The organism is Anaerobiospirillum sp. NML120448 (genome assembly GCF_023050945.1).
Lineage (GTDB): Bacteria > Pseudomonadota > Gammaproteobacteria > Enterobacterales > Succinivibrionaceae > Anaerobiospirillum.
The window spans coordinates 1-1,585 of the sequence record NZ_JALKIM010000163.1 but is presented as its reverse complement, the minus strand read 5'-3'; the positions used below and the strand labels follow the sequence as shown (position 1 = coordinate 1,585).

The window sequence follows — 1,585 nt, the reverse complement described above, 5'->3', positions numbered from 1 at the left end:
CTATTATATTATTTATGATACCCTACATAATATAAATGTGGGGTAACAAAATGCTTTATGAAAATATTTCTCTTATCATGCCAGATGAGCCTAGGTATGAGCTAAACAAGAAAAGTGATGACCTTATTTATGTCAAGTATCGCATCAGTAGTAGCCGTGTTAATGGAAAGCTTAAACATAAAAGATTGCTAATAGGCAAGCTTAGTTCTGAGCAAGAAGGTGATTTAAAGATTTTTCATCCTAATACCAACTATTACGAATTTTTCAAAAAGCCTCTACCGTCTAATGCAATTGTTAAAGGCCCTGGTAGACCAAAAAATGAGGTTTCCACTGTTACTATAAAGCCTAAAAACATGGGATACACCTCCTTTGGCTATACTTTAGCTTGCCATGCAATAGCTAGGGAGTGTGGTTTAGATTCTATGCTAAAGAACAGCTTTGGTGAGTCTATGGCAAACAAGATTCTCGCCGCTGCTGCTTTCTTTGCTGCGGGGGCTCCTGGTGGCTTATCAAATATTGACCACTTTACTAGCAAGCATATGTGCTTCACAAATAAGCCAATCACCTCACAACGACTAAGTGAACTATACCTGGATCTAACCCCTATTATGGGAAACGACTTTTTTAGACAATGGATTGGTCATTGTTGCAAGGGGGACTGTGTTTGTTATGATGTTACATCAATTTCAAACTACTCTACTTCTATGCCTATGGTTGCATGGGGATACAACCGTGATAAAGAGAAGCTACCTCAGATAAATGTTGGCATGTTCTGCACAATCAAAAGCAAGCTGCCAGTGTTTTTTAGCTGCTATAACGGCTCGATTAATGACTTTACAAACCTGCCTTATGTATTAGGGCAGGCTAAAAACAATGGCCTCATATTAGATACCCCGCTTACATTGGTATTGGATGGCGGATTTGCTGTAAAAGCATCCCTTGAAGAGGCCAGAAGATATGGGTGTGAGTTTATCGTAGGCGCACCATTAGACTTCTGTAATAACATTAGAGATGAGGTTCTTAACTGGAGACGTAGTCCAAGTTATGACAATAACTCACAACTAATCGTGCATAGAAACGAGACAATACGCTGTAAGATTCAGGACTTTGAGATTGGTCGTATCAAAACAAAACTAATGATGTATAAGTCCCCTAAATCCTCGGCTAGAGATGAAGCCGCACTTAGTTCATATGTGGCCAAAATGGCAGAAGAACTTAGTACTGTTAATCATTTAGGAACTCACAAAGTAAAGCAGTATTCTCAATTCTTTAACATTAGCCAAGGTGAAGATGGTTTGAGTTTTGAGTTAAAGGAGCACTATTTGTCCGAACTTTTGGAGTTATGTGGTTGCTTTGCCTTGTTCTCTACTCGTTCTGATTTGGGTCCTGAGAGTGTGCTAGAAATTTATAGAGAAAAAGACTGTGTTGAAAAGATCTTTGGCCTCTTAAAGAATGACATTCTTGATGAGAGACTAGAGGTTAAAAATCAAGACAGCATCTACGGCAAACTATTCATTGCCTTTATTGCTCTCATTATTCGTAAGCTACTGGATAATAAGCTTAGATCCTACCTTACTAAGAGCCG

Annotated in this window: 1 protein-coding gene; it reads left to right on the top strand. The window is 38.7% G+C overall.

Annotation, left to right across the window (positions count from 1 at the left end; all coding sequences use genetic code 11):
- Positions 1-50: 50 nt before the first annotated feature.
- The coding region (locus MXE38_RS12240; RefSeq protein ID WP_246915489.1) for a transposase at positions 51-1,585 on the top strand (1,535 nt) is incomplete at its 3' end.